Source organism: Paenibacillus sp. FSL F4-0125, from assembly GCF_038008565.1.
Taxonomy (GTDB): Bacteria; Bacillota; Bacilli; order Paenibacillales; family Paenibacillaceae; genus Paenibacillus_AQ.
In genome coordinates this window covers 6535124-6560930 of sequence record NZ_JBBOZJ010000001.1, presented here as the reverse complement: position 1 = coordinate 6560930, position 25807 = coordinate 6535124, and the positions used below count along the sequence as shown (strand labels likewise).

At 44.1% G+C, this 25807-nt stretch carries 24 protein-coding genes, 1 pseudogene and 1 riboswitch; of the genes and pseudogenes, 14 read left to right on the top strand and 11 right to left on the bottom strand.

Annotated features, from left to right (window positions below):
• The 3 genes from NST74_RS29260 (at position 1) to NST74_RS29250 (ending at position 3124) form a co-directional block, all read left to right on the top strand.
• Positions 1–1194 carry a sugar ABC transporter permease gene (locus tag NST74_RS29260; RefSeq protein ID WP_341116020.1) on the top strand — a complete coding sequence of 398 codons (1194 nt, stop codon included), beginning with the start codon at positions 1–3 and terminating at the stop codon, positions 1192–1194.
• Positions 1195–1468: 274 nt separating this feature from the next.
• Complete coding sequence (locus NST74_RS29255; protein WP_341115729.1) at positions 1469–2575, top strand: S-layer homology domain-containing protein; 1107 nt, start codon at positions 1469–1471, stop codon at positions 2573–2575.
• A gap of 270 nt (positions 2576–2845) precedes the next feature.
• Positions 2846–3124: a transporter gene (locus tag NST74_RS29250; protein ID WP_341115728.1), complete on the top strand. Its 279-nt coding sequence runs from the start codon at positions 2846–2848 to the stop codon at positions 3122–3124.
• A gap of 113 nt (positions 3125–3237) precedes the next feature.
• On the opposite strand, the gene NST74_RS29245 is transcribed toward NST74_RS29250, so the two are convergent.
• Both NST74_RS29245 and NST74_RS29240 read right to left on the bottom strand, forming a co-directional pair.
• Positions 3238–3975: an SDR family oxidoreductase gene (locus tag NST74_RS29245; protein WP_341115727.1), complete on the bottom strand. Its 738-nt coding sequence runs from the start codon at positions 3973–3975 to the stop codon at positions 3238–3240.
• The gene (locus tag NST74_RS29240; RefSeq protein WP_341115726.1) at positions 3975–4253 is read right to left on the bottom strand and encodes an Atu4866 domain-containing protein; all 279 of its coding nucleotides are present in this window, start codon (positions 4251–4253) and stop codon (positions 3975–3977) included. The genes NST74_RS29245 and NST74_RS29240 overlap by 1 nt, the downstream gene beginning before the upstream one ends.
• Before the next feature lie 181 nt (positions 4254–4434).
• Between NST74_RS29240 and NST74_RS29235 the strand changes: the two genes are divergently transcribed.
• Positions 4435–5355, top strand: a complete 921-nt coding sequence (locus NST74_RS29235; protein WP_341115725.1) for an AraC family transcriptional regulator — start codon at positions 4435–4437, stop codon at positions 5353–5355.
• A gap of 87 nt (positions 5356–5442) precedes the next feature.
• On the opposite strand, the gene NST74_RS29230 is transcribed toward NST74_RS29235, so the two are convergent.
• Positions 5443–5913, bottom strand: coding sequence for a pyridoxamine 5'-phosphate oxidase family protein (locus NST74_RS29230; RefSeq protein ID WP_341115724.1), 471 nt, complete (start codon positions 5911–5913; stop codon positions 5443–5445).
• Between the two features lie 279 nt (positions 5914–6192).
• The gene (gene adhP / locus NST74_RS29225) at positions 6193–7209 is read right to left on the bottom strand and encodes an alcohol dehydrogenase AdhP (RefSeq protein ID WP_341115723.1); all 1017 of its coding nucleotides are present in this window, start codon (positions 7207–7209) and stop codon (positions 6193–6195) included.
• 197 nt (positions 7210–7406) lie between these two features.
• Positions 7407–7487: riboswitch (glycine riboswitch) on the top strand.
• Positions 7488–7619: 132 nt separating this feature from the next.
• Here adhP and NST74_RS29220 point away from each other — a divergent pair.
• Positions 7620–8972, top strand: a complete 1353-nt coding sequence (locus NST74_RS29220) for an amino acid permease (protein WP_341115722.1) — start codon at positions 7620–7622, stop codon at positions 8970–8972.
• Between the two features lie 138 nt (positions 8973–9110).
• Here the strand turns inward: NST74_RS29220 and NST74_RS29215 are convergent.
• Positions 9111–10573 (bottom strand): annotated as a pseudogene (locus tag NST74_RS29215) (DHA2 family efflux MFS transporter permease subunit).
• A gap of 166 nt (positions 10574–10739) precedes the next feature.
• On the opposite strand from NST74_RS29215, the gene NST74_RS29210 reads away from it, so the two are divergent.
• A complete protein-coding gene (locus NST74_RS29210) occupies positions 10740–11294 on the top strand; it encodes a TetR/AcrR family transcriptional regulator (protein ID WP_341115721.1) in 555 nt (184 codons plus the stop codon).
• 139 nt (positions 11295–11433) lie between these two features.
• Here the strand turns inward: NST74_RS29210 and NST74_RS29205 are convergent, their stop codons facing one another.
• Positions 11434–12585, bottom strand: a complete 1152-nt coding sequence (locus NST74_RS29205; protein ID WP_341115720.1) for a metallophosphoesterase — start codon at positions 12583–12585, stop codon at positions 11434–11436.
• Positions 12586–12886: 301 nt separating this feature from the next.
• Between NST74_RS29205 and NST74_RS29200 the strand changes: the two genes are divergently transcribed.
• From NST74_RS29200 to NST74_RS29175, 6 genes are all read left to right on the top strand, one after another.
• Positions 12887–13927: a zinc-dependent alcohol dehydrogenase gene (locus NST74_RS29200; protein ID WP_341115719.1), complete on the top strand. Its 1041-nt coding sequence runs from the start codon at positions 12887–12889 to the stop codon at positions 13925–13927.
• Between the two features lie 36 nt (positions 13928–13963).
• Positions 13964–15904, top strand: a complete 1941-nt coding sequence (locus NST74_RS29195; protein WP_341115718.1) for an alpha-amylase — start codon at positions 13964–13966, stop codon at positions 15902–15904.
• Positions 15905–15919: 15 nt separating this feature from the next.
• Positions 15920–17056 (top strand): sugar ABC transporter substrate-binding protein, encoded by a 1137-nt coding sequence (locus tag NST74_RS29190; protein ID WP_341115717.1) that lies wholly within the window; start codon positions 15920–15922, stop codon positions 17054–17056.
• Between the two features lie 21 nt (positions 17057–17077).
• The gene (locus tag NST74_RS29185) at positions 17078–17737 is read left to right on the top strand and encodes a dihydrofolate reductase family protein (RefSeq protein WP_042131655.1); all 660 of its coding nucleotides are present in this window, start codon (positions 17078–17080) and stop codon (positions 17735–17737) included.
• A gap of 75 nt (positions 17738–17812) precedes the next feature.
• Positions 17813–19177 carry an MATE family efflux transporter gene (locus NST74_RS29180; protein ID WP_341115716.1) on the top strand — a complete coding sequence of 455 codons (1365 nt, stop codon included), beginning with the start codon at positions 17813–17815 and terminating at the stop codon, positions 19175–19177.
• 271 nt (positions 19178–19448) lie between these two features.
• Positions 19449–19952, top strand: a complete 504-nt coding sequence (locus NST74_RS29175) for a hypothetical protein (RefSeq protein WP_341115715.1) — start codon at positions 19449–19451, stop codon at positions 19950–19952.
• Positions 19953–20135: 183 nt separating this feature from the next.
• Here the strand turns inward: NST74_RS29175 and NST74_RS29170 are convergent, their stop codons facing one another.
• A complete protein-coding gene (locus NST74_RS29170) occupies positions 20136–20306 on the bottom strand; it encodes a hypothetical protein (RefSeq protein ID WP_341115714.1) in 171 nt (56 codons plus the stop codon).
• 64 nt (positions 20307–20370) lie between these two features.
• Here NST74_RS29170 and NST74_RS29165 point away from each other — a divergent pair, with 64 nt between their 5' ends.
• On the top strand, positions 20371–21573 hold the full coding sequence (locus NST74_RS29165; RefSeq protein ID WP_341115713.1) for a macrolide family glycosyltransferase: 1203 nt from the start codon (positions 20371–20373) through the stop codon (positions 21571–21573).
• 58 nt (positions 21574–21631) lie between these two features.
• Here the strand turns inward: NST74_RS29165 and NST74_RS29160 are convergent, their stop codons facing one another.
• The gene (locus NST74_RS29160) at positions 21632–22390 is read right to left on the bottom strand and encodes an SDR family NAD(P)-dependent oxidoreductase (RefSeq protein WP_341115712.1); all 759 of its coding nucleotides are present in this window, start codon (positions 22388–22390) and stop codon (positions 21632–21634) included.
• 137 nt (positions 22391–22527) lie between these two features.
• Here NST74_RS29160 and NST74_RS29155 point away from each other — a divergent pair, with 137 nt between their 5' ends.
• Positions 22528–22914 carry a MerR family transcriptional regulator gene (locus NST74_RS29155; RefSeq protein ID WP_076120390.1) on the top strand — a complete coding sequence of 129 codons (387 nt, stop codon included), beginning with the start codon at positions 22528–22530 and terminating at the stop codon, positions 22912–22914.
• 88 nt (positions 22915–23002) lie between these two features.
• On the opposite strand, the gene NST74_RS29150 is transcribed toward NST74_RS29155, so the two are convergent.
• The 3 genes from NST74_RS29150 to NST74_RS29140 are packed head-to-tail and all read right to left on the bottom strand — an operon-like array spanning position 23003 to position 25624.
• On the bottom strand, positions 23003–23911 hold the full coding sequence (locus NST74_RS29150; RefSeq protein WP_341115711.1) for a DUF5643 domain-containing protein: 909 nt from the start codon (positions 23909–23911) through the stop codon (positions 23003–23005).
• A gap of 20 nt (positions 23912–23931) precedes the next feature.
• Positions 23932–25089, bottom strand: a complete 1158-nt coding sequence (locus NST74_RS29145; protein ID WP_341115710.1) for a DUF4179 domain-containing protein — start codon at positions 25087–25089, stop codon at positions 23932–23934.
• Entirely contained in the window at positions 25082–25624 is a 543-nt protein-coding gene (locus NST74_RS29140; RefSeq protein WP_341115709.1) for a sigma-70 family RNA polymerase sigma factor, read from the bottom strand. The genes NST74_RS29145 and NST74_RS29140 overlap by 8 nt, the downstream gene beginning before the upstream one ends.
• Positions 25625–25807: the final 183 nt, after the last annotated feature.

Sequence of the window (25807 nt, the reverse complement as noted above, 5' to 3'; positions counted from 1 at the left end):
ATGCAGCTTCAAAAGGAACTCCAAGATAGAACAGATGTCCCTGCGACCCGAAAGTCACTCTGGAGCAGCTTGTTTGGTGAAATGGACGTACGCGCCTATACCATGGTTGGAGCTCTGGTATTGCTATGGGTATTGTTTGGCATTCTGAATCCTACCTTTTTGACCTCGCGAAATTTATCTAATTTATTTACCCAGATGTCCGTTACTTCCATATTGGCTATCGGAATGGTACTTGTCATTGTAGCGGCTCATATTGATCTCTCGGTAGGTTCGATTGTAGGCTTAACCGGAGGAATCGCCGCTATATTGAGTAATTGGCTGGAAATGCCGGCGATTATCGTCATTCTGGCGACCATGGTTGCCGGAGCGGTACTGGGTCTGCTTCAAGGCTGGCTTGTAGCTTACAAAATGATTCCTGCCTTCATCGTTACTTTAGGCGGCATGATGGTGTTCCGCGGCGTGTTAATGGGTGTCACCGAATCCAAGACGATTCCTATATCCGATCCGGTGCTTGGATTGCTGGGAAATGCCTATTTTGCTAAAGGGTTCGGTATCGTAATCGGTTTGCTGGCCGTGGGATTTCTACTCTGGAGCGCATTCAAGAAACGCAGTTCACGGCAAAAATACGGCTTTGAGGTTGCACCGCTCGGAGTAGATATCATAAAGGTTTCTTTCCTCTCCTTACTGGTAGTATCATTCGTATTCGTTATGAACAATTACAAAGGGATTCCTTTTCCTATTATTCTCGTTATTGTATTGGCGATCATTTTCTATTTTATCTCGACCAAGACTACGTTTGGACGTCATATTTATGCCATTGGAGGGAATATGGAGGCTGCCCGTCTGTCGGGTATTCCTATTAAGCGGAAGACGATGCTGATCTTTGTACTCAATGGACTGCTGGCTTCGATTGCAGCTATTGTCCTGACATCCCGCCTAGCCTCTGCGACCATCACTGCCGGTAATATGGCGGAAATGGATGCAATTGCCGCATGTGTCATCGGCGGAACCTCATTAATGGGCGGTGCTGGCACAGTAATAGGTGCCATCATAGGCGCATTGGTGATGACTACCCTCGATAACGGGATGTCACTCATGGGATTAGAATCCTTCTGGCAGTACGTAGTTAAAGGCTCCATTCTTGTTGTCGCCGTTTGGCTTGATATTTCTAATCGCCGTAAGGGAGTTAAGTAGGATTCTGTCATTTATCTAAATCATTAATTATTAGTTAAGCACATACGTCAGATGGATAGGGGCCAGATCTATATTGGTCCTTTTTTTTATTTCCTCGACATTGAATTGAGTTTTGTCGATATATATCCGGAAAGCGTGGAAGAAGCTGAGAACCAAGATGCAAAATCTGCGCAAGCTGGGGGAAATCTATGAAAAATAACACTATTAACGCGATAACATTTATCATATAATGACAAAATAGGGAATTTTATTTTGGCGATGGGGAGATAAGAGAATGAAAATGAAGGGTTGGATTACAGCTTTGGCGCTTTGTACGGTCATTAGCTTGACCGGTGGGTTGAATGTAGGGGCGGTGAGATCTTCGGCCGATTTCACCGATTTAAAAGATTTGGATGCTATAACAAAAGCGAAATTTGATGCGATGATTGCAGCGGGCGTATTCGAGGGTGTAGGAGCCTCGCAATTCGGGTTAAAGGAAGAAATGAACCGGGCGCAGTTTGCCAAGGTAGCCGCGTTGATCTACGGACTGGACACGACGAAGGCGCCGAGTATACCATCATTTAATGACGTACCTACTAACCATTACGCACTTCCTTATATTGAAGCGATTAAGGCTGCGGGAATCACGGACGGTGTAGGAGCTGGTAATTTTGATCCTGCAGGGAAAGTTACGAAGGAGCAGCTCGCTGCTTTCCTTGTGAAAGGTCTCGGGAAGCCTGTTGACGACCAGATAAAGGGAGATGACACGAGCATCTCGGACTGGGCGCAAGGATATGTTGCTGTTGCATTACAGCTTAAGCTTCTGAGCAATGATGCGAGTGGTTTGTTCGGCGGCAAAGGAAATGCGACACGTGATTTGTTAGTGCTTTCTTCTTATGAAGCGGCCAAGCAAGCAGCTAAAATCGTTCTGCCGTCTTTACCATCGCCGTCGCCGACAGCGACGCCAGTACCAGTTGTCAGTCCAAAACCGACAGCGACGCCGGAACCAGCACCGTTGCCGGAAGCGACTGCGACGCCGGAACCGACAGCGACGCCGGAACCGACAGCGACGCCGGAACCGACAGCGACGCCGGAACCGACACCGTCGCCAGAACCGACACCGTCGCCGAAACCGACACCGTCGCCAGAACCGACACCGTCGCCGAAACCGACACCGTCGCCAGAACCGACACCGTCGCCGAAACCGACACCGTCGCCGAAACCGACACCGTCGCCAGAACCGACGCCGTCGCCAGAACCGACACCGTCACCAGAACCGACACCGTCACCAGAACCGACACCGTCGCCAGAACCGACGCAGTGGCCAGAACCGACAGAGTGGCCATCGCCGACAGACTGGCCATCGCCGACAGAGTGGCCAGAACGAGTGGTAGCTGATTAGGCTTTCTGTAATTCTAAGTTATTCAAACATTCTGTTAAGAGAAGGCTGTTCTGCGTATGCAGGACAGCTTTTCTGTACTCTTAAAAAATGAACAGGAGCCAGGCCTAAGAGAAGTCCAATTAATGATAATCAGAAGTGGATCATCGTCTATATTGGTTTTCTGATAATGGCTATAGTAGAACTTATTGTTGTTTTTCCTATGTGTTAGCCCAAGCGACCTTTCCGCGAATGCATATGATTATGCCTAATCATTGAAAGGAGCGATCACATATGGGATTTTTTCCAACGCCGGGAGGTGTTCAAGCGCCGACGGCTCCTCCTACACAATTCGTACCGCAAATGTCGGCTACTACATTTGCCATTGACCCCGGTTCGATCAGACGCTGCATGTTCCGCAACACATACGTTTGGTTGAATAACGGCGAGCAATTCTGGTTTTTCCCAGTATTCGTCGGGCGTAATTCAATAGCAGGGTTCAGATGGTTCGGTTTATTCTGGGGGTACTTCGGTATTGATTTGAATCAAATCCGCTCGTTCACCTGCTTCTGAGGCATAACAAAGAGAACAGCCCATGGGTTGTTCTCTTTGTTATGCAATTTATGTTTTTTACCTACTATTATCCAAGATACACATATTACAAATAGATAATTGTTTATTGCTGTTTAAACAAGCTGCGAAGCCGGTCTGATAACGAGCTCATTCACATCGACGCCCTCTGGCTGCTCGATTGCATATGCTATGGAGCGGGCGATGGCGGAGGCTGGAAGAGCAATACGGCGATACTCCTTCATTAGTTGCTTTGCCCCTTCGTCTGTGATGCTGTCGGCAAGCTCAGACTCCGTCACGCCCGGTGACACGAGGGTTGCACGGATAGTACTCCCTACCTCTTGCCGTAATCCTTCGGTGATAGCCCGAACGGCATATTTGGTAGCGCAATAGACCGCCGCGGTCGGGGACACCTCATAGGCACCGATGGAAGCCACATTTACGAATTGGCCGAAACCTTGCGCCTTCATGATCGGTAGTCCGGCAGCAATGCCATGAAGAACGCCACGTATATTAACATCGATCATGCGGTTCCACTCATCGATTTTTAAAGCCTCGATTGGTGAGAGCGGCATCACCCCAGCATTGTTTACGATAACATCAAGCCGTCCGAACCGACTCTGCGCCATGAGGACGATCGCTTTCATCTGATCAAGATCCGTCACGTCGAGCTGTTGATACTCGACTGAACCTCCTTCCGCCCGAATGTCAGATACCAAGGTCTTCAGTCTTTCCAAACGACGGGCCCCGATGACAATATGAGCGCCCTTACTTGCGAGTAGACGGGCTGTTTGCTCTCCGATCCCGCTGCTTGCCCCAGTAATAACAATAACTTTTTCATTAAGTGCAGACATTATTTCTTGCCCCCCTCTTTGTGTTCTTCCCGATACAGGACCATACCTCCATGGTACAGCACCCCGTCGACAAAATCCCCATCTGCTGTAAAGCCTGTATCATCTACATATTCGATATGATTGCCTTCGATGGTATATTTTCCTTGATAAGCGCTCTTGCGGTCGCCGCGGGCTTCGTCGTACCTTCTGCTTGGCAGCAGCTCGTGCCGGATATAGCCGTCCGCGGTCACCCACATGCCAACATAGGGTTGCCGATTTTCATGTTCGGTATTATTCATTTCACTCACTCCTTCTAGGACCTTAATCATTGTCATAACCTCCAAGTGGATCACTTATCCACAATTTCATTATGAACGGATTCTAAAAAAGGCGGTAGACAAATGGTCCGCTTTTATTGCCTAATCCTCCAAAATAATATAAAGTTAAGTTGTTAAATTCAACAAATAAGGGGAAGATCGAATGGGTGAAAGATCCGTGAAGCGGAAGGAACAATTAGTACAAATGATCGAGCGGTTCGCGAAACAAGACGGCACCCATGAGACGTTGATTCCTGCCTTGCGTTTCACTCGCTCTTCCCGGGCATCCGAGCCGGTCTATTCAGTCTATGAACCCTCGCTGTGCGTTGTGGCCCAGGGCTCGAAGCTCGTTATGCTGGGTCAGGAGAGTTACCGATATGACCCAAACAGCTATTTGGTGGCTTCCGTCCATTTGCCGATTACCGGACAGGTTATGGAGGCTGCACCGGAAACGCCGTATTTAAGCCTTCAGCTGCAATTTGACATGGACCAAATTCTTGAAGTTATCCAAGCCTCCGTTACAGTCGAGAGAGCTAAGCCTCAATCTGGGCGCGGGCTGTACATAAACCGGATGAGCGATACGCTTCATGACGCCTTACTGCGGCTTGTCCAGCTGTTAGATACACCGGACGATATTCCGGTACTTGCACCGTACGCGATACGGGAGATTGTTTACCGGGTTCTTCAGGACGAGCAGGGCACCGTCCTCAAGCAGTTTGCCTTGCTAGGTAGCCATGCGCAGCGAATCACAATGGTGATCAAGCGGATAAACCGCGATTTCGCGATGCCCCTGCACATTGACGAATTAACTGCTGAGGCCGGTATGAGCGCCTCGTCTTTGTATTATTACTTCAAGGAAGTAACCGCAATGAGCCCGATCCAGTATCAGAAGCAGCTAAGGCTCCAGGAGGCGCGCCGTTTGCTCTATTCAACAGCAATAGAAGCGGCTGACGCCGCTTTTCAAGTCGGCTATGAAAGCCCCTCGCACTTTAGTCGCGAATACGCGCGTATGTATGGCCATCCCCCGGTCAAGGACATTAGGCGTCTACGTGATGAACTGCAAACTGGGAAGGCGTCTTCTTAGACGTTTAATGCGTAACACGAAAAAAGGAAGTGTGCGGACACTCCCTTTGAGCAAAATTATCTGCTATCAAATGTCTATTTTCATTCATTAAATTGCCGTCTTATTGATAAAATCAATCTCATTTCTGATCCCTTTATGGGCGTCATTCCACAGGCCCTTTGTCAGGCGAATGCGCAGCAGGCAGGTGTTAGGGTCTTCGTCGTTATTGGCCTCGTTATACCACTCGGCGAATATTGTACGCAGCTTTGTCATCATTTCGGCGTTTTTTTCGTCACATACCCAGCCCAGGTTTTCACCGATACCATCGGCCGTAAAGTTTTCGACGATGATACAAACAGCGACTTCGGGGTTTTGGGCGATCTGCTGCATCTTACCTGAGGTCGCGTAAGTGACAGTGTAGAACGCGCCGTCCTCATAATAGGCGTCCACAATGCGGGCGGCAGGACGGCTTTTGCCGTTAGCCCCCGGTTCCAGCGCGATGGTGGACAGAGTGATCAGACCGTCCTTGTTACCGACTTGTTTTTCCAGCAGCATCATAGCTTCGTCGTATTTGCTCATTATATTACCTCCTAAAGTGGTATAAGGCATATACTAGTAAGCTTATCACTGTAAAATATTGGTGCATGTGAAGTATAATACAAAAAAATTAATTTGCTATCATAATCCTCTGCTCAACTTAGGTAAGGTTCAGCTGGTAGAGTTATAAAATAGTACACTAATAATTAGGCATAAATTTACACATCATCTCTATGAAATGTATGGTTAAACCCGATAAAGAACACTTATCAATGTGTTCTCTATCGGGTTTATTGTTACAATTTCTAATTAGATTCTTGATCATTTCGTCATATCAAGGACGATTCGACCATTGATTTTGCCTTCTAACATAAGATCGTAGATCTCATTAATCTCTTCTAACTTACGTGTCTCAATAATGGTTTTGATTTTTCCTTCTGCAGCGAATTGTAATGTTTCTTGTAAATCTTTGCGAGTGCCGACTATCGAACCGACTACCTTTGTACCGTTTAAAACCGTATCAAAGATCGGAACATCCATGGATTCAGGAGGCAGCCCAACCATGACGCAGGTACCGCCGCGGCGAATGGCCCGGTAGGCTTGGTCGAATGCTTTTTTCGCCACTGCTGTACAAACGACTCCATGAACACCACCGATTTCTTTCTGAATCCAGTCGGCCGCATCCTCTTTTAATGCGTTTACGGTTTTGTCTGCACCAAGCTGTTTCGCAAGCTCCATCTTTTCATCTGAAGTGTCGATGGCCACTACGTTCATTCCCATCACCTTTGCATATTGTACACCTAGATGACCCAATCCTCCGATACCGAAAATAGCTACCCATTCACCTGGCTTTACACCTGATACTTTCAAAGCTTTATAGGTCGTAACGCCAGCGCAAAATAAAGGTGCCGCTTCAATGAAGCTTAGATTATCAGGAACCTTCACTACATAATCGGCAGCTGCCACACAATATTCTGCATATCCGCCATCTACGGAATATCCGGAATTTTGCTGATCCAGACAAAGGGTCTCTCTTCCTGTGAGACAATATTCGCAATGACCGCAAGCAGAATACAGCCACGGAATTCCTACTCGGTCCCCTACCTTTAAGTGTGTAACTCCTTCACCTATTTCTTCAATAATGCCAACGCCTTCATGTCCGGGAATAAGAGGCAGTTTCGGTTTAACAGGCCAATCGCCATGAGCAGCATGCAAATCAGTATGACACACTCCGCATGCCTGAATATGGACAAGGATTTCTTTGTGTCCGGGTTTTGGTTTAGGTACGTCTTGTAGTTCTAACTTTTCTTTAAATTGTTTTACTACAGCGGCTTTCATTAGCATACTCCTTTAGCTTTTTGTTTTTCAAAAAGTAGTATGTTCATGAGGCTTACTTTAAATTCTTGAGACTTTTATCACAGATTAACACTCACATCAGAAGTAATATGTTAGAATATCAGAACAGCTTTACTGCGTTACCGCTTTATCAACTTCATAATTCACGAGCTATGATGGCTAAGGATTACACTTTAGCTGGAGCAGCTTCTGGAGAGACCGCGGAAATTCCGCGGCGCCGAAGGGTTCACAATCTCAGGCAAAAGGACAGAAGAGTACTGAATATATATTTGTCATGCTGATCGACATCAGTAGGCAAATATTATTTGATATTCTTACGATCTGGGAGATTGGATGACATCCAATCTCTCTTTTTTATTCCAATTTATTGTACTCACAAGGGGGAACTAGGTATGGTACAACCAGAATTAAAGAGAGAGCTGGCCAATCGGCATGTTCAACTTATTGCTATTGGCGGCACCATCGGTACAGGATTATTCTTGGGATCAGGCAAGGCGATAGAGAAGGCAGGCCCATCTATTATGATCACGTATTTAATCGTGGGTATTGCTGTGTTTTTTGTGATGAGAGCACTGGGAGAGCTCCTATTATCTAAAGCGGGCTATCAATCGTTTACGGATATTGCTGAAGACTACCTTGGATCACGGGTCGCATTCATTACCGGTTGGACCTATTGGTTTTGCTGGATCATGACGGCTATGGCTGATGTCATCGCTGTTGGCGTATATGTACAATATTGGTTTGATATCCCGCAATGGGTTCCTGCCATAGCCTGTCTAGTCGTGTTATTAGGACTTAATCTATTAACTGTAAAAAGTTTTGGGGAACTCGAATTTTGGTTTGCTTTAATTAAGGTAATTACGATTCTCGCCTTGATTGGTCTTGGGGTCATTTTACTGATCATAGGGTTTAAGACGGATGCAGGATCGGTGACGATACGGAATCTATGGGAGCATGGGGGCTTTTTTCCGAACGGCATATCAGGCTTCTTATTCTCTTTTCAAATGGTTGTATTTGCTTATGTCGGTGTGGAGTTGGTGGGTGTATCAGCAGCGGAAACAGCGGATCCGGAGAAAAATATCCCGTCTGCAATTAATAAAATTCCTTTACGGATTCTATTTTTCTATGTCGGCGCGCTTTTCGTCCTGCTATGCATTAACCCTTGGACGGAGCTTAGTCCGGCAGAAAGTCCTTTTGTAAAAACCTTTACTTTAGTAGGGATTCCAATTGCCGCAGGGATTATTAATTTTGTTGTACTAACCTCAGCGGCTTCCGCTTGTAATAGTGGGATGTTCTCAACAAGCCGAATTCTCTATAATTTGAGTAGAAATAACCAGGCGTCTCCTCATTTGGGCAAACTGAATAAAAACCATGTACCAGGTAACTCGTTATTCATTTCTACAATTGTCATATCTGTAGGAGCTCTGTTGAGTAAACTTATTCCGGAGCAGGCTTTTGGAATCGTGACAACGATTAGCGCCATTTGTTTTATATGGGTGTGGGGCATTGTGCTCATCTGCCATATTAAGTACAAGAAAACCCGGCCAGATTTACAGATGAATTCCAAATTCAAAGCACCGTTCACACCGGCTATTAATTATATTGTCTTAACCTTGTTCGCTGGAATACTGATCATTATGCTGTTCGCTGGAGAGACACGCCCGGCTTTATTGTGTACTCCGATCTGGTTTATTTTATTATTCATCCTGTATTCGATTAGAGGTAAGAAGGGGAAAAGTAATTAAGCTAGTGTGAGGCAGACATTAAGTAGCGGCTACTAGGGGATGCGGGGCTGAAACTAAAGCTAGTGAGCTGAAAATAGCTATGAGAATAATGCAAAAGGACAGCGAGCAGCTGTCCTTTTGACGTTCCACTTTATGAGTCTATTCTTCGCTAGCTAGGTTTGCTTTCTTTTCAATCGTGATCTTGCTCTTCATAGGCATAAATAATGTTATAACAAAAGCGGCAACGGATAAAATCATCATGAAGTAATAGGAGTCACTCGCCCCTAGAATGGATGCTAGGGATTTAAGGGTTTCAGGAGTAGTAGAGGGATTGCTCTGCATCACTGTGGCCGCATGACTTGTTGCCTGCACTGTATAAATTGTAATTACGACAGCAGTACCAATAGCTCCGGCAATTTGACGAACGGTATTGTTCACTGCTGTACCATGCGTACCTAGTTGTTTGGGCAACGCATTTAGTCCGGCTGTATTGAGTGGCATAGTGATGAAGCTTAATCCAATTCGGAGACCAATGGTACGAATCATTAGATACATATAGGTTGTCGATTGAGACAAATCGGTTACCGCCCACATAGATGGAATAATAAAGAGTAAACCAATAATGAATAGCGGCTTGGCACCAAAACGGTCGTATAATTTTCCGGTGACGGGCGACATGAACGCATTTACAAGTGCCCCCGGCAGCAAGAGCAATCCTGCATCAAACGCTGTGAAACCACGGCCATTTTGCAGATAAATAGGCAATAAAATCATATCTGCGTACATCATCATCGTGATCAATACGTTAATAAGAGACGTCATCGTAAAGACTTTATTTTTGAAGACAGACAAGTTTAGCAGTGGATCATCAGACTTGATTTGTCTTATACAGAATACAGCCGTTACAGCAATCCCAATCCCTAAGGTCAGAATCACTATTGCATCGTCCCAGCCTTTACTGCCTGCACTACTGAAGCCGTATAAGATCAGGCCGAATCCGACGGTTGATAAAAGAACACTTACTACATCAAGCTTCGACTTAGAGGTCTCAGATACATTCACTAAATACTTGAATGCCAACGCTATAACAAGGATGACAAGTGGGATGAGGCCGATAAATAACCAGCGCCAAGAATGGTATTCGACAACAAATCCCGCAAGAGTCGGCCCTATAGCAGGAGCAAATATCATCGCCAGTCCGAGCAGTCCCATAGCACTGCCACGTTTCTCAACGGGGAAGATGGCGAGCACAACACTCATCATGAGCGGCATTATTATGCCAGCACCCGCAGCTTGGATCATTCGTCCGATTAAGAGTAGACTAAACTCGGCGCCGCTGCACAAATAATCGAACCGATTAATAAAAATGACATGGCACTTATAAATAATTGACGTGTTGTAAAACGTTTCATTAAGTAGGCCGTAATTGGAATCAAAATCCCGTTGATCAGCATAAATCCGGTTGAAATCCATTGTACGGTTGTTGCCGTAACATCAAAGACATCCATCAGCCTACTTAAGGCGACATTTAAAAGTGTCTGATTGAGTGTGGATAAGAAACAACCAAAAATTAGGATGGTTAGTAGGATTCCTTTATTTATTTTCTTAATGTCTTCTTGCATGGTGCAGGCCTCTCTTCATTGCTTTTTCGACATAGTGTCGATAAAATAAATCATATCAGCATTTAAACGGTATTCCTATTTGCAATTTTATTGAAAATGTCGACTAATCGACAGAATGGGTAAATTAGTTGATGAAATACTATATAAACGATAATAGAGGGATGAAATGTCTGAACATAAAAGAATTGACCCACGAGCCATTCGCTCAAAAAAGATGCTGAAGAACGCTGTTTTTTCATTGTTAGCCGACAATGTGGAGATTTCTCAATTAACCGTCCAAAAAATCGCCAACCGTGCTGAACTGAATCGTGCTACGTTTTATTTGCATTATGAGGATATTAACGATTTATTGCGCCAGATTGTACATGAAATCTTTGATGACCTGTCCATGAAGGTTGAACCGCTATTACAAATGAAGAGCAGCAATGAACAGGAGCAGTTGGTCACATTTTTAAATTATTTTTATGAATACCGGAAAGTTTTTGCTGTATTGATGGAGCACAAAGGCTTCAAAAACCACTTGACCAACCTGTTAAAGAATACTGTCGAAAAACGAAGAAACGCCAGAAACATAGACCCCAATAAAGAAGTAGTCTCTGTTGATATAATTGCAGCATCACTACTTGGGATTATTTTGTGGTGGATTAAGGATGGCAGCCAATATAGTGCGGAATACATAGCGGGGCAGATTACCTTGATGTATAAAAGAAGGTATTTATAAGCGCTAGACTACGCTGCAGGAGGATATGGGGAACCGATAGCTATTCTAAGTCAGAATGAAGTGAGTGAAACAATAAAAAGCGGCAGTCTAGGACGTTAATTCTTGTCCTAAGACTATCCGCTTTTTTCAAGAAATCATATTATTTAAACTCAGCCTTAATCAGTGCTATCTCACTATTCGTGCCAATGCGTAATGGCGGTCCCCAAGTCCCTGCACCAGATGTAACGATGACATGAGGACTGTTCGAATTCTTCTGATAGTAGCCATAATCTACTGTAAACATAGCGTTGGTGATTAGGTTTCCAGGGAATACTTGTCCTTGATGCGTATGTCCGCTAATGATTAGATCGACGTCATCTCCGTATTGAATCATATTCGTTGGTTGATGGTCCATTACGATAACGGGCATATTTGTATCAATCTTACTCATCACTTCGGAAGTAATTGCTCTAGGGGTTCCTTGATTGCCAATCGGTGATGAATCCCTCCTACCAATAACAACGAATTGATTATCTATAACAACATGCTCATCATTTAGAAGTTTAATATTACTCTTATCTATAAAGTTCACAATCTCATCGTATGATCGTCCTGCATCATGGTTGCCTAAGCAAGCATAAACTCCATAGGTGGACTGAAGGGTACTTAATAACTCCATTCCTTTGGAAGGATTAGAGAGCGCGTAGTAGTTACCATTAAAGATATCCCCTGTCATTAACACAATATCCGGCTGTAATCCATTAATACGATCAACAACGTCTTCAATAAATTTCACATCATTTATGTAGCCCAAATGTAAGTCGCTGATCAGAACAATATTTAAATGATCTAATGAGGTGTTTTTATGAATTTGGATCGGATAAGTGACTTCTTTTAACTGATTCGCATTATAAATCCCATAAGACACCAACCCTATGACTAGAACTAACACTACTGATCTTGTATGAAAAATAACACGCGCTGGTGTAGGAGAGGGGATAATTTTAACCCACTTACTAACCAGTAAGATTATATCTGAAAGGATCAATAGCAAGAGCAAATAGAAATAGATCCCCATCCAATAGTCCCCGAATTGACCCAAAAAGTTAACGATGCTTGAATCGGTCGTCATAGCTGAAGAGGACAATAGTAAATTAATTATGATTGTTAACGCACATAAGCTGTAGATGACTCCATATATAATTCCGTTTACATTTGGAAATATATGTTGCAGCCATTTAAAAATCTTTCTCGCGATATAATAGTTAGTTGCCGCGTACAGTGCGAATATACACAGAAATGCAAATACCATATGATGTATCACCCTTTTTCTTTAGATTTCTGAGAGTAAACAATTATTATCAATAAGAATGAATAAATAGTCATGTACTCAGTAAGAGTAACATATTTTTTCATGTTGGAAGAGGAGATAGTTGATTTTGAATAAGAAGGATCGAAACGGTTTGAATATATTTTAAAGCGCTTACTTATATGAAATTTATATAAAAATGTAAGCTATAGCATTTTACGACAATATTCACCTTACTTTTACATGGGGGGTATGATATATTCTGGGCGAATATGGATAACACAAACAGAAAGGAAGTATGCGTATGGAAGCGCTGGTGTGGACATCCAATCATAAGCTGGAGCTATGCGAATGGGAAGAGCCACAGATCACAGCCCCGGATGAAGTTAAGATCCGGATTGAGATGACAGGTATTTGTGGAACAGATCTAGCAGTCGTAACCGGTAAAGAGGAAGGAGTATCAGGGGTCATTCGCGGTCATGAGGCTGTAGGGACTGTAGTCGAAATCGGCAGTAACGTTGACCGTGTTAAGGTGGGGGACCGTGTAGTTATCGATCCGAATCAAAGCTGCAATGAATGTTATTTTTGTTTGAAGGAACAGCCGCACCTATGTACAGGTCAGGATGGAAATGGAATGCCTATTGCTGGATTGAATCGAGACGGGACATTCACTTTTTTTTATGCTACTGCACAAACGTTTGCACACCTCCTTCCTGATCATATGAGCTGGGAGACGGCAGTCTTGATCGAGCCACTTGCCTGTGTGTTGCACAATTTCAAAGAGGCTAACGTCTCAGCAGAGGATAAGGTGCTCATTCTTGGATCGGGTCCGATGGGACTGTTAAGTCAAATTGTGAGTAAATCCAAATCCGCGCTCACGGTAGCGACAGAAATTAATCCCTATCGGTTGGCTTTTGCCAGAGAGATTTCAGATTTCGCTCTGACACCTTCCCAATTAAATCAAGCTACTGTGGATGAAATCTGCGAGGGACATAAGTTTGATCTGATTATCGACACAGTGGGGACACAGCTCGAAATGGCAGAGAAGTGGATTGAGCGTGGGGGGCGTATCGTTCCTTTTGGTATTAATGCAAAGTACCGGTATACCTTTTCTCCTACCAAATTCGTACAGCTTGCAATCAAAATTATTGCGGCAGGCGAATACCGCTACATGTTCGAGGAGGCTTTGCGGTTTGCCGCTGAAACACCTGAACTGGAGAAGCTGGTAACTAGAAAAGTTAGGCTCAGTCAGCATGAAGCAGCGATAGACGAGTTGATCGGCTATGAGTTGAACTCTTTGAAGGTGGTTAGGAGTGAAACCGTAAAGACGGTTTTTGTTCCCTAAACGAAATCCTACAATCAATGAGAGGTGGCACTGATAATGAGCAACGACAGCAAATTTAGGCTAGTTCAGGACTACTTGTCTACACACAGGGATAAAGACGTGGAGCCTATTTGGATACCTGCAGTGTGGAATGAGTGCCAGTATGAGCGTGTTCTTTTTGAAAAAGACGGTGAAATCTGTGTACATCCGTATGATTTTATGACGGAGCATTTGAAGTATGTGGACAAGCTTTCGTGGAGGTATTTGCTCAAGGAACGCACGAATCTGGACGACAGTGCGATCTACTCCTCACTTATTCGGTATTCGACGGCTTGGGATTACAACCATGATGGAACAATCGAATCGGGTACTTTTTTAAGATTCCTTATTCTTCTGCCGCTGCTAAAAAAAATGGGCATCAATATTCTATACATGCTTCCTGTGAACCAGTACAGCAAGTTAAATCTGAAGGGGGATATCGGATCACCTTACGCGGTGCAGTCGTTATTTCACTTGGACCAGAACCTGCATGATAGTTTGTTGGATGGTATGGAAGAGCTCACGATCCACGATGAGCTTAGCGCTTTGGTAGAAGCTTGTCATTTACTTGATATTAAGACCGTTGTTGATTTCATTCCCCGTGTAACGGCGAAAAACAGCGCGTTCATTAACGAACATCCTGAATGGGTGTATTGGATCAAGATGGATGAATTAGAAGGCTTTGCGCCGCCACCGATTCCTGAGCTTGGTTTTTTTGAGGAGTGTACGCCTGACAAATTGGAGACGGTCTATCAAAGCCAGGAGACCGCAGCATTTCTGCGGAAGTTCTCACTGCCACCCAATGAACTTCATCCAATCCTTTGGCAGCAATTAAAAGAGAGAGCTGATAGAACTGGGGAGGAGATATTAACTTTGGTGGAGCGAGAGATGGGAATAACGACTGCTCCAGCGCATTCGGATTGGATAAATGATGTGCAGCCGATTTGGACAGACATTACGTTTTTACGCCTATACAAGGACTTTTCTCCACAAGTGAGACATCTTATAAGTCCGGATCAGGCGCCATATGTCCTTTTTGATACGATTAAATGCAATGACTATCCTGGAGAGGAGCCGAATTTGGAGCTCTGGGATGTTCTGGAGGAGGCCGTACGGTTTAATCTCGAAAAATATGGAATTGACGGCTTTCGCATCGACATCGGACATGTGCTTCCAACACCGTTGCTGACTCGAATTTTTAATACGATTAAACAGCTGAATCCGAATGCAATCTTGATCAGCGAAGATTTGTTCAATCGTAACCACAAGAAGGCAGCGAGCACCGGTTACAACATTATGTTAGGCAGCGGATGGAACGTTATGACGCAGATTACTAAGGAGAATCTCGTTTCATTCTTAGAGGAGCTGCCGGAGTTGAACATTCATGTGTTTGCCTGTGCAGAGACGGCGGATACTCCCCGAATCACAAGCCGTGGTGGTATAGACGTTGCTCGAATGATCGCGGTGTTTAATCAATTTCTTCCGAACGCCATTCCGTATGTGACGACGGGCTATGAAATGAATGAAGAGCAACCCCTCAACTGCGGTCTTGGAGACAACACGAACGGAGAAGAGATTTCTCGTGCTTTTTTTAACGTCATGCAGATTAATTGGACCAATCCTTCACCGATGCTGCCGCTGCTGACGGAGCTAAGTGAATTCAAGAAAGATTGGCGTCAGCTAGTTCAACCAGAGAATTTTTTCGTGGCTCAGTCCCCGGAGGGTACTGTTCTGTATGGATATATGCACGGGGATCGGACGCTGCTATGCTGCTTTAACTTGAGTGCTGATACTTCCTGCCAAGTCGATTTAAAGGCTGCCGTACCTGGTCGATACCCAATGTCCGTGACACTGGATAGTTCCTTAACGGACAGCAGCGTAGGTCAGGTGTTCGAAAGCTTACTGCTTGCGCCTAATCAGGCACTAGTGCTAGTAAACAATCATAGACAAGTTAGTTAAGGGAGAGAGGTTGCAATGGAAAAGAAAAACAAGGAAATCGTGTTATGGCATGAGTTTGATGGTCCGGGAGATACCTCGATTGAGGTGTTAGAGGGAATTTGCAAGCTGTATACGGAGCGCTTTGGCGTACAAGTTACACCCCAAGTGATGAATATTACAGAGCTAACTGCGCGCCTGAACCGAATTAAGGATACCCACCAAGGTCCGCACCTGGCGATGGTTCCCGCCGACATGTCCTCTTATGTCGAGAATGGCCTCTACTCCGAGGTGCCTGGCGGGCTGCTCGATGATGTGTTGACTGAAGGGACCCTTTCAACGATGCAAATGGATGGCGTTCAGTATGGTATTCCGGTATTGCGGGGCAATCATCTGGTCCTATACTACAACCCGGAAATTTTCACTAATGCGCCGACGACATGGGATGTGTTCGAAGAGGAAGCTGAGAGGTTATCCGCACAAGGTATCGTGCCGATTGGCGCAGATTTACAACAGGGCTATTGGTTTATTCCGTTCCTTACGGCTTTTGGTGGTTGGCCTGTACAGAATGGAAAGCCGAATATCATCACCGCCGAAATGAAGCAGGCACTACAATTTATCCGCGACAAAATGGATCAAGGTGTACTTGTTAGTCTTGATGGTTCTACAGGACTGCTAGAGCAGTTCATTGATGGTAAGATCGGCGCCATTATTTGTGGCGAGTGGATTTATAATCATCTGGATAAGCATATGAATCATAGACTTGCGGTTTGCCAGCTTCCGGTCATCGAGGGGAGGCAATCGCTATCCATGTCTTCTTCCATCGGCCTGATCTATCCCAATCATTCGTTAACATCAGAGGAACGGGAAGATATTGTATCATTCACGCGTTTTATGCTGAGTGATGAATGCCAAACTATGTGGACGCTGGATGTGCAGCGGATTCCGGCACAGGAAGAAACACTTAAACGCTTAACTGATATTGCGGCGCCTAACAAAAAAATGATCTTATCATTATTGGATCAAGCACGGCCGATGCCGACTTTCCCCTTCATGATCCACGTATGGGAGGCTATGAATGCAGGTCTTATCGAGTTGCCCTTGAGTAATCCTGAACAAGCGCTTAAAAAAATAGAACAGAGCCTGCAAGCATCTTGGGGCGCATTTAAAAGCTAATAAGAGACGGGGAGAAGACAAATGAAAACAACGATATTCAGCCAAATTTCGATTGACGGAAAGCTCACGATGGGAGCCGGTAATTCGAGTAAAGAGCTTTTTTCTTTGTTTTCCAATGAGGATATGGAATTCATCCATCTATTTCGGGGGAACGTGCAGGGCATTATGGTTGGAAAAAATACGATCCTGACGGACAATCCGTTTCTTACTAATCGATATGAGGAGAACAAAAATCCAATTCGTATCATTCCGACAACTACCTTGGATATTCCGCTAGACTGCAATGTTCTCTCGGATCAGGGGAAGACGATTATTGTCACAACCGAGAAAGGACGGGATGAAGAAAAAATCAAGCAGATTCGGGAAAGAGGCAAGGAGTGCCTCATTTGCGGCGAGGATAAAGTCGATTTCGTTGAGCTTGAACGTCAGCTTGAGAAAAATTATGGGATTACTAGCCTGATGGTCGAGGGCGGCGGATTTTTGAATTGGCATATTTTCAATCAGGATATCGTTGATGAAATTATTCTGATGCAGCTACCGATCATTATAGGCGGCTCCACGAACATTACATTAGTGGATGGAGACGGGTACCAGCAATTGAGCTTTGCGAAAAAGTTCAAAGTTGTAGAAATTCAGCCAAAAGATAATTACACGCTCATGCGCTACAAAAAAGTAGTATGACCTCTCACAAGGTCATAGACTGCAAAAGGCTATGGATTCTGGAAAAATTAAGAATATGGGGGTTGTAAACAATACATGTCAGACAAAGAGAATTTCTACAAAAGTGTGTATAAAATAGCTGTGCCCGTCACACTTCAGAGCTTACTGATGGCATTGCTCAATTTGACGGATCAATTGATGGTCGGTCAGCTTGGAGATGTGGCGATTGCCTCGGTGGGGATGTCCACCAAAATATACGGAATTATCGCGGTTGTCTTAGCCGGTTTATCGACAGGTGTATCTATTTTTGCTGCCCAATTTTGGGGGAATAAAGATTCCAAAAGTGTCTCCCAGGTGCTGGGTCTCGGTCTGATCGTCGGCTTCGCGTTCTCGTTCCTGTTCTCTGCGGCTGTATTCATCGATTCGCCGTTCTTTCTGAGTATGTTCACTACAGATGCGAATGTAATAAATGACGGGTACATTTTTCTACAGATTATGTCGATCGGCTTTGTGCCTGTCATGCTCACGATGATGTATTCTGCGATTTTGCGCAGTACCGGGCATGCCAAATGGCCGATGTATGTTAGCTTAATTGCAGTTGGATTGAATCTTATACTGAACTACGTGCTTATCTTCGGCCACTTCGGCGCTCCTGCACTTGGCTTGAAGGGTTCGGCTATCGCTACACTTGTTTCCAGAGTGATCGAATGTTTATTGATCATTGGCGCCGTGTACCGGTATCGGTTACCGGGAGCTGTCGGGTTAAAGAACTTGTTCATCATTCCTAAACCGCTCGTCCGCAAGTTTTTTGGAACGACTTATCCGCTGTTGCTAACGGAATTGATCTGGGTGTTGGGTGAAACGGCATATGCAATCATTTACAGCCGCATGGGAACGACGGAAATGACAGCAATGACCATTACTTTCCCGTTGCAAGGGCTTTGTATCGGCTTATTATCCGGTCTGGCTAGTGCAGCCGGGGTGCTCGTTGGCAACCGTTTGGGTGCAAACGAAACAGATATCGCACTCGATCACGCGAAAAAATTCATTCGGCTTGGTATTATTATCTCTCTAATTGTAGGGGCTATCATTGCGGCAGGTTCGAAGCTGTATGTATCCGCATTTAATATCTCCGAGGATGCCAAACAAATGGGTGTGTATATTGTTATCGTATTCGCTGGATTTCTTTGGGTCAAAGTATCTAATATGATTATCGCGGGTGGTATTCTAAACAGCGGGGGAGATAGTAAGTTCGTATTCAGCATGGAATCGACAGCAACGTGGCTGATTGGGGTCCCATCCGGGCTGCTGCTGTCATACGTCTGGAAGCAGCCGGTCTACCTCGTGTACCTTGTCATCTCACTGGAGGAGCTTGTCCGCTTTGGTTTTGGCTATGCCCGGATTTACTCCCGCAAGTGGATGAGAAATTTAGTTAGCGATTTGTCTGAAAAAGCGATGTAGAGGTTAAGGTTACATAAAACTCTGCAACTATCCGGGATGATTGGTTGGCTTAAGACCCCGTGTATTCCCGCTTATGGGAATATCTCAGGGGTCTTTTTGTTGCTACCGATTTGATTGTCGTATGGGGTGGCTTTGAATGGGTGATAATTAGTTAAACGGATCTAGTCAGAAAGGAACTGCTGTGCGAGAAACCTCTAGAAGGTATAGGTTCAATGATGTTATTGAAATGATTTTGTAGATCATATGCGGTGTATCATTTGTTTATTTTAGCGTGATTGGGAACTATGGTAAAACCTTTCAAGCGGGTCTTATCATTGTCGTCCTATTACTCTTTAGGGGCTTAATCACATGGACTAGAAGCGAATTGCCTCCTGCACTGCGGTTCTCGGTGCTTATCTTTATCACGATTACGATGATGCTCGCCAATTTATTCAATATGTATGCGTTCATCCCTTATCTAGACAAGATTGAACATCTGCTGTCCGGAGTTATTCTATTCTTCGTAGGACAATTCATTTTGATCAAGATGGCTATGCGTAAAGAGCTGGGCGGTTTACCTTCCAACATCATCATCTGGTTCGCTTTCCTGTTTGCTGTTGCCATGGCTGGGATGTGGGAGATTTATGAGTTTACGGTAGATCATCTATTCGGATTACATTCACAAAACGGTAGTTTGAGCGACACGATGATGGATATGATCTGCGGAACATTGAGCGCAGCCGTCACAGCCGTTTATTTGTACAATAAAGGGCGCAGAACAAGTAAATATGACTAACGTTGATTCAAAAGATCACTAGGAGAATTTTTAAGAATTGTAATCTCAAAAATAGTTTCTGTCATTGTTCCCTCGAGTAATCGCACGCTGCTATGTTATAATTGCGCAATTTCTTTGACGATTGAGAGGGCGATGCCTTTGCCCCGATTTTGACCGTGAGATTCACTTCCTCTGTATCCTCCGTTAGTCCAAACCCAGATAATAGCCCTCTTCACCGTACCTAACGACATTATCCAGCAAGTTGCGGAAATCGTATTCGACAGCGGCGCGTCGATTAGCGCGGGCAGAATGGTTTTTGCGACCATCCATTTGAGAAGTAGAAGTCAGCCGTTGATGAACGTATAATGGGTACATTGAAAAGGACAGAATTGGGAGCTACATACATCATAATTTAGGTCATAACTGAGGAGTGGAAGGGATGGCGCGTGTCTTATTTATTAATGCAGGATCAGAGGGACATATCAATCCAACGATTGGTATTGTACAGGAGCTTATTTCTCGTGGAGAAGAGGTAGTGTACTTCTCTATAGAAGCTTTTCGGGAACGTATTGAGGAGACGGGCGCTATAGTTCGGACATTGGACGATCAACAATATATAAAGGCTTTTATTTCAGGTGGAAGAGATTATTTACTTGAAAGAGTGAATGGGCTTTTACTTACAGCGAATATAGTTATTCCGGGCGTTCTTGAGCAGATCAAAGGGGAGCATTTCGATTATATCATTCATGATTCCATGTTTGGTTGCGGACGTTTAATTGCTCAAATCCTCAAGCTTCCTGCAATCAACTCTTGTACTTCTTTTGTACAGACAAAGGCATCATTTGATCAACTTATGGAGCAGTTTTACATGGAAGCTCCTGCAGAAATAGTAAAAGCTGTGGACGATAGATTTCAAAGCCTGACGGCAAAAATAAAACAAGAATACGGCGTGGAAATCCATTCTCCTTATGAAGTGTTCTGTAATCCTGCACCACTTACAATCGTTTATACGACAAGGGAGTTTCAACCTTATGGTGAAGCCCTGGATCAATCGTATATGTTCGTGGGTCCATCTATCTCCTCACGATCAACTCCAGATGATTTTGACCTTTCTGTAATTAAGGGAAAAGAATTAATTTACATTTCAATGGGCACAGTTTTCAACCAAGCCATAGATTTCTATAAGCTTTGTTTTAAGGCATTCGGGAATATGGATCATACGATTGTGATGTCCATTGGGAATAAAGTTCAAATCTATGATTTGGGAGAAATTCCGCAAAACTTCATTGTGAAAAATTATGTTCCACAAATAAATGTATTGCAAAACTCGAGAGTATTCATTACTCATGGTGGAATGAACAGTGTGCATGAGGGTCTCTATTACGGGGTTCCGCTAATTGTAATCCCACAAAGCGCAGATCAACCGATCATTGCTGAGCAAGTCGCCAATGCAGGAGCGGGTATTAAATTACAAATGCAAGGATTAACTGCAACTGAACTACGTGAAGCTGTAGAACGTGTGCTGACTCTTCCATCATTCCAAAAAGCTGTTGCAACAATTAAAGATTCTTTTCGGATATCCGGTGGGTCACATCAAGCTGTGGATGAGATTCTCGAATGGAGGCTTCAATATCTTGGTTAGTTTGCAGGGTCATCCATTGAAGGATGGCCCTCTTCATGCCTTAACTTACAAGACAAGTCTATCGCGTACGCTCCACATAATTTAAAATAGCATCTTTCAACTCAAATTCGTACGTCAAACCATCCACTAATCCAACCACATGATTGCTGTCATACAGATCAAGCATGAATCCAGCCATCTCCTTTGCGGTATGGAATTTAGGTACAGCACCGTGATATTCGAAATCCGTGATATCAAAAGCATGCTTCGCGAATTCTGTTTCTGTTGCGGCAGGTGCCAACACTTTAGCCTGCATCGGTGCACCTTGACTCTTCAACTCATGAGATAGTCCTTCAGTAAATGCACTTACATAAAACTTGCTCGCACAGTAAGTTATAGCATTGCCCACAATCGTATAACCGCCACCAGATGAAACGTTAATTAATTGAGTGCCTTCAATAGTGGAGTAGTCTCGAACGAATAGAGAGGAGAGTATAGTTAACGCTTCTATGTTCAGATGTAGCATTGTAGTTATTTTATTTAAATCTTGCTCGGCCACTGAAGCAAAGTTCCCAAATCCGGCATTGTTGATCCAAGTTTCAAGGGGATACTCTTGCAAGCTTTCGTAAAGTGAATAAGCATTCTCAATAACGGATAAGTCAGTCGTTCGAATGATAACCTCTACATCAGGCTGAATACGGGTAATTTCAGACTGTAACTCCTCCAGCTGTTCCTTTCTGCGGGCAACAAGAATTAAGTTTTTTCCACGCGCTGCAAAAGCTAGAGCAGTTTCATAACCTATCCCTGAACTAGCGCCGGTAATTACAGTGTACTTCATGTGATTTCCTCCTATTTTTAAACGAGCATGTAATTTTATCCTACAGCGATTTGATTATATAGGTTAGAGTTTACTCTAAGGCAAATGTTTTTTATAATCAGGGTGACTTTCAAAACATATTAGATTCGAGGACTCGTATGTACACGATTAGCGAGGTATCCAAGTTATTGGCGATAACTACATATACACTGAGATATTATGAAAAAGAAGGGATCGTTGCTCCAATACGCAATGCCAATGGAGAAAGGGTATATGAGGATACTCATCTTGCTTGGCTGCGATTTGTACTGAGGTTGAAACAAACCCAAATGCCTATCGCACAGATCAGGCAATATGCCCAGTTATACTTAGAGGGCGAGCATACAAGCCAAGCCCGTTTGGATCTTCTCGAAGATCATAGAAGCTCAGTTCAGGATCAAATCAGACATTTAACAGAGACAGAGAAGATGCTGAACGACAAAATTGCCAATTATAAATCCTTCATTAGTAAAGGGAATACACTGGATTTGTCTATGCATGATTAGTAGTACAATTACACTTCGTCCATGTAAAAGGGGGTTACTTCAGGCCTTACGGCCAACAGGTAATCCCCTTCTGTTGCAGCGATAACAATTATTTTTTCAGAGGAATTTTGATCTCCAGTTGTTTGTTGTAATTTTTAACTACTTTACCTTTGGCATCTACTTTGTAAGCCCCGGTAGTGCCTTTTTCAAATACGGCTTGATAAGGTCTGATAATCAGATATTCTGCGGCTGGGCGAAGTGCCTCGAACAATAAATCTTCAGAAACAAAATTCTGAGTTGTTGCAACAGATTCCCGTGCAATATACTCTAATTCATTTCCCAGATTATCATAAATGTCATATCCTAAAGCCTGTGCTTGGTTAGCAGTCCCTTTAACTGCTAAAGCAATACGCACAGAAGTCTCTCCCACAGCAACGCGAGTGGTTTTGATCTCAAATTGGTTGTCTTTCTTTAAAGCTGGCAGCTGAATGCTACGCGCTACTCCTGCTTGCTTGAGAGAAAACTTTAGTACATACGGAGCTTCGATTCCGTTAAGCTTCACATGGATGCTCAATTCAGAGGAAGCCAGGCTTGCCTTTTGTTGCTCAGTAAGCCATCCGGTCTGCAATACAACAACCGCCTTGTTGGCATTACCGTCACTGAGCCAGCGTGGTGTTTTTAAATCAATGTCTCCTGGTTGAGTGAGCTTGGCGTCTACTCCCATAATCGTTCCTTCTGCAAGATAAGGTTCACCTTTATCATTCAAGGTTACGCCTGCGAGCATTCCTGAGAACAGGGATCCCTCACGGCTCAGATCGATCTTAATATAGTTACCGTCAAACTGTGCACTGCCCTTTAAAGTAAGCTGATCGTGTGAATCGGAGACTTTTGTTGTATTCAGGGAAGCTTCAGCGGCAGGTTGAACACTGGCTGCTTGGGTTAAAGCCGGCATTCCCAACGCTCCAAGGCATACAGCAGCACTTAAAATTACAGACCATTTCGTGGTCATTTTCTTCATGATATCATTCTCCTTAGTTTTTATTTAACTAACACGTTTATTTCCAGACCATCGATATAATGCTTCACAGGATTTCCGGCACTGTCTGCTTTGAATGCGCCACTCTTACTTTTTGAGTCCTCGAACTCATAAAGATAGCCACGGATTGTGAGCATATTAGGATATTTCTCGAACGGCTCAACAAGCAGATTCACATCCTGTGATCTATTGGAAGAAAGGAGCGCTTTTTGCGATATATTTTTCAGAACCAGTCCTTGTTCATCCTTCACTTCAAAGCCCAATGTATTAAAATCTGTGTGATCCCCGTCAGTCTCCTGTTTAATGTTGAGTAACAGATGCGTGGTTAATGGGCTATATTCCAGCTTTTGCAGCGTCAGACTCCATCCCTGTGCTTGTGCACGTATATCAGGTACGGCAATACTATTTTCTGTTACCTTTCGTGCAGGAATCTCCAGAACATATGGTGTATCTATACCGTTCAAGTGAAGGGTTACAGTCAGTACAAATTGATCAGGAAAAGGCTTGGTGATCCCCAAATTCGAAGAATCCACCAGTTCAAAAATAGCTGTACTCTGCTCCTTGCCTTCCATCCAAGTTAGAAAAGGAACAGCTTCCCAATGACCATCTGAGAATTCCTCCAGGGAAGACCCGTCGATCAGTACTTCTACAGAAGTTATGGCACCTTTCGCTAGAAAAGGCTTCCCATCCTCTCCAATCGTTACTCCAGCTAGCTTACCTTCCAGTTCATCTCCCTCACGTTTCACAGAGAATGCCAATCGGTTGCCATCAAATACAGCCTCTTCGGCAGATAAGGTGATTCCTTCATGCGTATCACTGCTGTTCGGCCGGGTGATCAGACCCAGACGCTGAGCGGCTTGCAATCCTATATCATCTGCCCGTTCAAAAATTCCGCCTATCCATGGAAGCTGTTTGAGTGCATTGGCCAACGCTGGCGGATAGACGGCTGTTAGCATAACACTTAGCACTATCGCTACAGATACAGCAGCTGCGATTTTTGGATATATCCGTTTTTTCTTTTCCTTTTCCACAGGATCCTGGACAATTATGGCGAGCGATGCATAAATCGAATCCTGCCGCGACCGCAGTAAAGGAGGAAGCTCCTGTATATTAGCCTTGCCTAGCTCCCTGATCTGCTTTTCTAAATGGTTATTATTCATTAGCAAGACCCTCCTCCCGCACAGGATGTATCTGTTTGGACAACAATCTCCGTGCGCGATGAAGTCGTGCCCTGACCGCTCCCTCGGAGATGTCGAGCACATCTGCAATCTGCTTAATGGATAAATCGTCATAATAAAAAAGCACGATAGCAAGCCGCAGGGATTCGTCCAACTGATTAATGAAGCTATGCAGGTCTACGTTGCCTGAATCTTCAAAATGCACATAGGAATCGACCGGTTCTTCGGGAATTTCCGCCACAGCTATAGTTCGCTCTCGCATACGAAGTAACTGATTGCATTCATTAATTAGGATGCGTATAACCCAGGTTTTAAGAAACTTAGGCTGTTTAAGGTTGGCCAACCCTTTATACACCTTCAGTGTTGTTTCCTGAAGAGCATCCGCGCAATCTTCATCTTTTAGCAGAATGGTTTTGGCTAATCTGTACAACTGGGGTTCCAGTTGCCTGAAAAGACGGGTAAACGCCTCGTGGTCGCCTTTCTGCGCTTTTTTGATATCCAGTTCGTTTTCCAGCAAATGATTTTTCCTCCTTGAGGGCCCTCTGTATGATTAGATGGAGAAGGCATACAAAAAGTTATATTTGGATGAAAAAATCTAAAATCTATTTAATATCATCTATTTCAGAATAGTGGAAAATGAAGATTAAAGCCTATAAAGCTTGCTTAAGCATACAAAATGTTTTCTTTTCATCCGTTACTA

Coding starts and splice junctions, on each gene's coding strand:
- NST74_RS29260 (WP_341116020.1), top strand. CDS start 1: ATGCAGCTTCAAAAGGAACTCCAAGATAGAACAGATGTCCCTGCGACC.
- NST74_RS29255 (WP_341115729.1), top strand. CDS start 1,469: ATGAAAATGAAGGGTTGGATTACAGCTTTGGCGCTTTGTACGGTCATT.
- NST74_RS29250 (WP_341115728.1), top strand. CDS start 2,846: ATGGGATTTTTTCCAACGCCGGGAGGTGTTCAAGCGCCGACGGCTCCT.
- NST74_RS29245 (WP_341115727.1), bottom strand. CDS start 3,975: ATGTCTGCACTTAATGAAAAAGTTATTGTTATTACTGGGGCAAGCAGC.
- NST74_RS29240 (WP_341115726.1), bottom strand. CDS start 4,253: ATGAATAATACCGAACATGAAAATCGGCAACCCTATGTTGGCATGTGG.
- NST74_RS29235 (WP_341115725.1), top strand. CDS start 4,435: ATGGGTGAAAGATCCGTGAAGCGGAAGGAACAATTAGTACAAATGATC.
- NST74_RS29230 (WP_341115724.1), bottom strand. CDS start 5,913: ATGAGCAAATACGACGAAGCTATGATGCTGCTGGAAAAACAAGTCGGT.
- adhP (WP_341115723.1), bottom strand. CDS start 7,209: ATGAAAGCCGCTGTAGTAAAACAATTTAAAGAAAAGTTAGAACTACAA.
- NST74_RS29220 (WP_341115722.1), top strand. CDS start 7,620: ATGGTACAACCAGAATTAAAGAGAGAGCTGGCCAATCGGCATGTTCAA.
- NST74_RS29210 (WP_341115721.1), top strand. CDS start 10,740: ATGTCTGAACATAAAAGAATTGACCCACGAGCCATTCGCTCAAAAAAG.
- NST74_RS29205 (WP_341115720.1), bottom strand. CDS start 12,585: ATGGTATTTGCATTTCTGTGTATATTCGCACTGTACGCGGCAACTAAC.
- NST74_RS29200 (WP_341115719.1), top strand. CDS start 12,887: ATGGAAGCGCTGGTGTGGACATCCAATCATAAGCTGGAGCTATGCGAA.
- NST74_RS29195 (WP_341115718.1), top strand. CDS start 13,964: ATGAGCAACGACAGCAAATTTAGGCTAGTTCAGGACTACTTGTCTACA.
- NST74_RS29190 (WP_341115717.1), top strand. CDS start 15,920: ATGGAAAAGAAAAACAAGGAAATCGTGTTATGGCATGAGTTTGATGGT.
- NST74_RS29185 (WP_042131655.1), top strand. CDS start 17,078: ATGAAAACAACGATATTCAGCCAAATTTCGATTGACGGAAAGCTCACG.
- NST74_RS29180 (WP_341115716.1), top strand. CDS start 17,813: ATGTCAGACAAAGAGAATTTCTACAAAAGTGTGTATAAAATAGCTGTG.
- NST74_RS29170 (WP_341115714.1), bottom strand. CDS start 20,306: ATGTACCCATTATACGTTCATCAACGGCTGACTTCTACTTCTCAAATG.
- NST74_RS29165 (WP_341115713.1), top strand. CDS start 20,371: ATGGCGCGTGTCTTATTTATTAATGCAGGATCAGAGGGACATATCAAT.
- NST74_RS29160 (WP_341115712.1), bottom strand. CDS start 22,390: ATGAAGTACACTGTAATTACCGGCGCTAGTTCAGGGATAGGTTATGAA.
- NST74_RS29155 (WP_076120390.1), top strand. CDS start 22,528: ATGTACACGATTAGCGAGGTATCCAAGTTATTGGCGATAACTACATAT.
- NST74_RS29150 (WP_341115711.1), bottom strand. CDS start 23,911: ATGAAGAAAATGACCACGAAATGGTCTGTAATTTTAAGTGCTGCTGTA.
- NST74_RS29145 (WP_341115710.1), bottom strand. CDS start 25,089: ATGAATAATAACCATTTAGAAAAGCAGATCAGGGAGCTAGGCAAGGCT.